5 protein-coding genes are annotated in these 6,248 nt (G+C 69.8%); all 5 read right to left on the reverse strand.

What is annotated here, in order from left to right; genetic code table 11:
* Positions 1 to 1,796: family 1 glycosylhydrolase (locus VNT59_RS14300; RefSeq protein ID WP_325499189.1), on the reverse strand; the 1,796-nt coding region annotated here is incomplete at its 3' end.
* The gene (gene glf / locus VNT59_RS14305; RefSeq protein ID WP_325499191.1) at positions 1,793 to 3,001 is read right to left on the reverse strand and encodes a UDP-galactopyranose mutase; all 1,209 of its coding nucleotides are present in this window, start codon (positions 2,999 to 3,001) and stop codon (positions 1,793 to 1,795) included. The genes glf and VNT59_RS14300, both read right to left, overlap by 4 nt.
* Before the next feature lie 216 nt (positions 3,002 to 3,217).
* On the reverse strand, positions 3,218 to 4,564 hold the full coding sequence (locus VNT59_RS14310; protein ID WP_325499193.1) for an O-acetylhomoserine aminocarboxypropyltransferase/cysteine synthase family protein: 1,347 nt from the start codon (positions 4,562 to 4,564) through the stop codon (positions 3,218 to 3,220).
* A 1-nt stretch (position 4,565) separates the two neighbouring features.
* Positions 4,566 to 5,057 (reverse strand): CoA-binding protein, encoded by a 492-nt coding sequence (locus VNT59_RS14315; RefSeq protein WP_325499195.1) that lies wholly within the window; start codon positions 5,055 to 5,057, stop codon positions 4,566 to 4,568.
* A gap of 41 nt (positions 5,058 to 5,098) precedes the next feature.
* A partial coding sequence (locus VNT59_RS14320) for a protein-disulfide reductase DsbD family protein (protein ID WP_325499197.1) occupies positions 5,099 to 6,248 on the reverse strand: 1,150 nt, incomplete at its 5' end.

Genomic DNA, 6,248 nt, shown 5'->3' on the forward strand with positions numbered 1-6,248 from the left:
GTCTGCGCGACGAAGTTGTGCGGATCCCAGGGACCGAAGAAGGCCGCGGTGCGGATCACGAGCGCGTCGGGCGCGTGATCGAGCACCAGCCGCTCGGCTTCCAGCTTGGCGCGCCCGTAGGCGTTGAGCGGCGCCGGCGCATCGCTTTCCACATAGGGCGTGGACTTGCTGCCGTCGAACACCAGGTCGCTGGAAAACGTCAGCAGCCGGACGCCGCGCTGCGCGCATTCCTGCGCCAGCAGGGCCGGGCCGACCAGGTTGTCCATCCACTGCCGCGGGTCGCGCTCGGCGTCGTCGACGCGAACGAAACCGGCGGTGTTGACCAGCGCCCACGGCCGCCAGCGCTCGAGCGCCGCCGCCACCGACGCCGCGTCCGCGATGTTCATGTCGGCCCGCGACAGCAGCCGGTACGGCAGGCCGCGCAGGTCGCAGAAGCGGGCGAAGGCGCGTCCCAGCGTGCCGGAGGCGCCTGTGATCAGCAGCGGGCGGCCCTGCACCGGCAGCGACTCGAGCTCGCCGTGCGGGGGGTACTCCAGCCGCAGCTCGCGCTGCCACCAGCCGGGCCCGTCGAGCACCGGGTTGTCGGGAGTGTCGCCCTGCGCCAGTTGCCGCGCCAGCGAGGCCAGGGCGGTGGGCCGCGGCTCGCCGCTGCTGACGTCCCACAGGCCAGGCTCGTAGTGGCCGGCCGGGCGGGTCACCAGGCTGTCCCAGTCGTAGGTGCCGAACGCGGCCCACACCGTCACGGCGCGAATGTCGTGGCCCTGCTGGCGCAGCGACTGGGCCGCGCGCCACGCCTGGTGCAGCCAGCGCAGCTGCTCGTCGCGGCTGCAGCCGAGATGGACCTCGGTGATCGCCACCGGCAGCCGGTAGCGTTCGCTGGCCTCGCGCAGCCGCGCCGGGAAGCCGCCGAGGGAGCGGCCATGCACCCGTGCCAGCTCGATGTCGGCGTAGCGGTCGCGGCCATTGCCGCCGTGCATGTGCGGTGGGTAGTGCTCCAGCCGGTCATCCAGAAAGCGCTCGCTGGTGACGTAGCTGTTGATGCCGACGATGTCGGGCGGACAGGGCTCATCCACCAGCTGCTGCAGTTCCTGCTCGCTGGCGCCGTGATTGCGCAGGTAGCCGCGCAGCGGATGCTGGGCGTCCACGCGGCCGGTCAGCAGGTCGAAACTGAGCCAGCGGCGCAGGTTCTCGAACTCGGCCTGGTAGCGCAGCCGCGGGGTGCTGTCGGTGAAGCCGAGATCGTCGGTCTGCACCAGCAGCGCCTTCGGGTTCACCTCGCGCACGGCGCGCATTGCCAGCACCGTGGCACGCACCTGGTTCAGCAGCGCCCGCACGAAGCTCTTGTCGTCGCGGGCGTGGGGATACCACAGGCCGTACAGCGCGCTGAAACGGGCCGTCGTCAGCGGCTCGTTCACCGGCGTGTACGCGTCGATGTCCGGGTAACGTTGGGCGACGGCGCGGGCGTAACCCGCCAGCAGTTCGGGGAACGCCGGATCGAGCAGGTTGGTGTGGCGCGGCCCGCTGCCGTGGTGCAGCAAGCCGGCGATCGGGGCCACGCCCAGATCGTGCAGGCGCTCGATCCGCGGGTCGCTCCAGGTCCAGTCGAACGCGCCGGGCCGCGGCGAGATGCGCTCCCACAGCAGCGGAAAGCGCAGCCGCCTGGCGCCGATGCCGGCCAGCCGGTCCAGGTCCTCGATGCGCCGCTCGAACCCGCTGGCCGCCAGCTGGTCCAGATACCGGTCGCCGACCCGGTTGACCGTGCACTCCGGTCCGGCCCACAGCTCGATGCCCGTCATGCGCTCGCCGGCGCCAGGGTGTCGGCCGCGGCGAGGCCGGCCGCGGCCTCCCGATGCCGCTGTTGCAGCCGCTTGAATGCCGCCAGCGCCTGCCCGACCACCTGGTCCATGTTGTAGTACTTGTAGGTCGCCAGCCGGCCGACGAAGGTCACGTTCTCGGTCGCTTCGGCGTCGGCCTCGTACCTGCGATAGAGCTCGGCGTTCTCCGGCCGCGGCACCGGGTAGTAGGGGTCCCCCTCGGCGCGCGGGTATTCGTAGACCACGGCGGTCTTGGCATGGGTCTGTCCGGTGATGTGCTTGAACTCGCTGATGCGGGTGTAGCCGTAGTCGTTGGGAAAGTTCACGGTGCCCACCGGCTGGACCTGCTCCTGGGGCAGCGTGACATGCCGGAACTCCAGGCTGCGGTACGGCAGCTTGCCGTACTTGTAATTGAAGAATGCATCCACCGGCCCGGTGTAGATCATGTGCTTCCAGGGCAGCACGTCGACCACCTCCCGGTAGTCGGTGTTGAGCATGACCTTGATGTTGGGATGGTCCAGCATCTGCTCGAACATGCGCGTGTAGCCGTGCAGCGGCATCGCCTGGAAGGTGTCGGTGAAGTAGCGGTCGTCGCGGTTGGTGCGGGTCGGCACCCGCGCCGTGACGCTGGCGTCGAGCTCGGACGGATCGAGGCCCCATTGCTTGCGCGTGTAGCCGCGAAAGAACTTGTTGTACAGCTCGCGGCCAATCTTGCTGACGACCACGTCTTCCGAGGTCTTGATGCTGTCCTTCTTCTCGGCGACCGATTCGAAGAATTTCTCCACCTCGAACGAGGTGAGGCTCAGCCCGTACAGCCGGTTGATGGTGTCGAGGTTGATCGGCATCGGCACCATCTGGCCGTCCACGCTCGCCAGCACGCGGTGCTGGTAGGGCCGCCACTGGGTGAAGCGCGACAGGTAGTCGAAGATGTCCGGCGAATTGGTGTGGAAGATGTGCGGGCCGTAGGGGTGGATCAGGACCCCGTCGTCGTTGTAGCGGTCGTACGCATTGCCACCGATGTGCGGGCGCTTCTCCACCACCAGCACCCGCTGGTTCAAGCCGCGCGCCAGCCGTTCCGCCAGGACGCTGCCGGCGAAGCCGGCGCCGACGATCAGGTAGTCGAAGCCGCGCTGGCCGGGCACCGACGCCGACACCGCCGACTGGAAACTCTCACTGCCTTTGTCCATGAATACTCCGTTTGTTGCGGCAGCACGCGGCATCCAAGCCGCGGCTGTACCGTTGCGCCCGACATCGCGAACCGGCGCCCGCTGAACAAGGGCGCGACCGGCTGAGCCGATGGGGCCGCACCTTTTTACCGGCGCCGGCGGGGCCGGCGGGTCGGAAGAAGCCGCGTCCTTGTGAGGAAGGGAAACGGGACGTGCTGAGCCGGCCGGGGCCGAGGCTCAGCCATTGGCGGCGCGCAGCGCCTGGTCGATGTCCCAGATGATGTCCGCGGCGTCCTCGATGCCGACCGACAGCCGGATCATGTCGGGCCGCACGCCGGCCCGGGCCAGTTCTTCGTCGTTGAGCTGGCGGTGCGTGGTCGATGCCGGATGGATCACCAGCGTCTTGGCGTCGCCGATGTTGGCCAGATGGCTGAGGAACTGGCAGGCGTCGATGAACCGTTCGCCGGCGCGCGCCGGGTCGCGGCTGCGGATGCCGAAGGTGAGGATGCCGGAGGCGCCCGGCAGGCCGTCGATCGCGCGGAACTGCTTCCTGGCGAGCGCATGGTGCGGCGAACTCTCCAGTCCCGGATAGTTGACCCAGCCCACCAGCGGATGGTCGGCCAGGAAGCGCGCCACCTGCAGCGCGTTGCGGCAGTGGGCCTGCATGCGCAGATGCAGCGTCTCGATCCCCTGCAGGATCAGCCAGGCATTGAGCGGCGAGAGCGACCCGCCGAAGGTGCGGTTGACCTCCATGCGCGCCTTCATGGTGTAGCCGAAGTCGCCGAAGGTCTCGTAGAACTTCACGCCGTGATAAGCCCGGCTCGGCTCCAGCATCTCGGGAAACTTGTCGCGCGCGAGCGGCGAGCCCCAGTCGAACGTGCCCGATTCCACCACCACCCCGGCCATCGTCGTGCCGTGGCCGCCCAGGTACTTGGTGGCGCTGTGGACGACGATGTCCGCGCCGAAGGCGAACGGGTTGCACAGGTAGGGGCTGGCCACCGTGTTGTCGACGATCAGCGGCAGGCCGTGCTCGTGCGCGATCTTCGCCACCGCCTCGATGTCGAACACGTTGACCAGCGGGTTGCCCAGCGTCTCGCCGTACACGGCGCGCGTGTTGGGACCGATCGCGCGGCGGAAGTTGTCGGGGTCCTGGGGATCGACGAAGGTCGTTTCGATGCCCAGCCGCCCGAACCCGATGCCGAGCTGGCCGATGCTGCCGCCGTACAGGGTGGAAGCGGCGACGATGTGGTCGCCCGACTTCAGGATCGCCAGCAACGCGGTCATTTGCGCCGCCATGCCGGTGGCGCAGGCGAGCGCGGCACGACCGCCCTCGAGCGAGGCGACCCGCTCCTCGAGCACCGCCACCGTGGGGTTGCTGATGCGGCTGTAGACGTTGCCGAACGTCTGCAGATTGAACAGGCTCGCGGCATGCTCGGCCGAGTCGAAGACGAAGCTGGTGGTCTGGTGGATCGGCGTCGCGCGGGCGCCGGTCACCGGATCGGGCACGGCGCCGGCGTGGATCGCCCGCGTGCCGAAGCCGTACTCGTGGTCGGCCCCGGGCGGCGTGGTCGGTTGGCTGCTCATCTCAATAAGGCAGCTGCTGCGGCCGGCGCGACGAGATCACCCTGGTGTTGACGCCGGCCCAGTTGAGACCACCGAACAGGCGCGCATGCTCGATCTTGACGCAACGGTCCATCACCACCTCCAGGCCGGCGGCGCGGGCCGTGGCCGCCGCGGCCTCGTTGACCACCCCGATCTGCAGCCACAGGCATTTCGCGCCGGCGACTATCGCCTCGTCGGCGATCGGCGCGATGTCGCCGCTCTTGCGAAAGCAGTCCACCATGTCGATGCGCTCGCCGCCGGCAGCCAGCGCGAGGGCCGCGGCGCTGACGCTCGGATAGCAGCGCTCGCCCAGGATTTCGCTGGCCGCCGGATTGACCGGCACGATGCGGTAGCCGTGGCCCTGCATGTACTTGGCCGCGAAGAAACTGGGCCGGTGCCAATGCGGCGACAGGCCGACCACCGCGATGGTCCTGCAAGTGCCGAGGATCCGGCGCAGCGTGGGGATGTCGGTCATGGCGGCCAGTGTACGCAGGCGCGCAGCTCCAGCCGCGCCGGCTACAAGGCGGCGATGGCGGCGCGCACTTCGGCCGCACTCAGCACTTCGGACAGCACGACCGGCGCCCGGCCCTGCTTGTAGAAGACGTAGACCGGCACGCCGTTGCGCCCGAGTTGCGCCAGCGCGGCCGTGATCTGCGGGTCGCGCCGGGTCCAGTCGGCGCGCAGCAGGGTCACCTTCTTGGCCGCGAAGCCGCCCAGGACGTCGTCGCGCGACAGCACGGTCTGCTTGTTGTACTGGCAGGTGACGCACCAGGCGGCCGTGAAGTCCACGAACACCGCATCCCCGGACGCGACGAGTTCCTCGACCCGCCCCGGCTGCCAGGGCTGCCAGACACCGTTCTCGGCGCGCGCCGTCGGCCCCGGGGCCGCCGTGGTGATGTGGGAGCCCGTCGACCAGGCGACCAGGGCCAGCACCGCGACCGCGACCGAGGCCAGCACGGCGCGCGCGCGGCCCGGCAGGGTGAGAGCCCATGCGACCATGCTCAGCGCCACCAGCAGTACCAGCAAGGCGCCGGCGCCATTGATCCCGCTTTGCTGTCCAAGCACCCAGACCAGCCACGCGACCGTCGCGAACATCGGGAAGGCCATCAGCTTGCGGAAGGTGTCCATCCACGGACCGGGACGGGGCAGCAGCCGCGCCACGGCCGGAATCCAGCTGGCGGCCAGGTAGGGGATGGCCATGCCGGTGCCGAGCGCGACGAAGACCAGCAGCGCCTGCAGCGCCGGCAAGCCGATGGCCAGCCCGAGCGACGCGCCCATGAACGGGGCGGTGCAGGGCGAGGCGACGGCCACCGCCAGCACGCCCGACAGGAAAGCGTTGGCGGCCGGATGCCGCGCCTCCAGCGTCGCCACGCGCGACGGCAGGACGTGGCCGAAGTGGAATACCCCGGCCAGGTTCAGGCCGATCAGCGTGAACAGCGCGGCCAGTGCCGCCACCACGCCCGGCGACTGCAACTGGAAGCCCCACCCGAGTTGCTCGCCGGCCGCGCGCAGGGCCAGCATGAGGCCGCCAAGCGCCGCGAACGAGGCGATCACGCCTGCGCTGTAAGCCAGGCCCGCCTGCCGGTGCCCGCGGCGGTCGCCGGCGTGGCGGGTGAAGCCGACCACCTTGATCGCCAGGATCGGGAACACGCAGGGCATCAGGTTC

The organism is Ramlibacter sp. (assembly GCF_035554825.1).
GTDB lineage: Bacteria > Pseudomonadota > Gammaproteobacteria > Burkholderiales > Burkholderiaceae_C > Ramlibacter.